The sequence below is a fragment of the Pseudoalteromonas sp. T1lg23B genome (assembly GCF_002964665.1).
In the GTDB taxonomy this organism is placed as follows: domain Bacteria; phylum Pseudomonadota; class Gammaproteobacteria; order Enterobacterales; family Alteromonadaceae; genus Pseudoalteromonas.
In genome coordinates this window covers 1-247 of the sequence record NZ_PQBZ01000016.1, presented here as the reverse complement: position 1 = coordinate 247, position 247 = coordinate 1, and the positions used below count along the sequence as shown (strand labels likewise).

The 247-nt window shown below is 43.3% G+C and carries 1 protein-coding gene; it reads right to left on the bottom strand.

What is annotated here, in order from left to right:
* A partial coding sequence (locus C2M32_RS06505) for a hypothetical protein (RefSeq protein WP_158678148.1) occupies positions 1 to 247 on the bottom strand: 247 nt, incomplete at both ends.

Here is a 247-nt window from a genome sequence, read left to right as displayed (position 1 = left end):
TTTATGCGCCCCTTGGCATCCAAATAAACATTATTGAATTGGTTATTGTACGACCATCGGTACTCTGGCGTTGCCTGAATCACATGCTCACCATTAAGCGGTAAGATCTTCACCCAACTTGACAGCGGACTTTTGAGCACATGGCTTGCTGCAATTCTTTCACTACTCAGTGCATATACCTGTGATGAAATCATTGCACCAAATAGCCATAGCCATTTTATGTTTGCCAACATACCGTGTTTAGCGC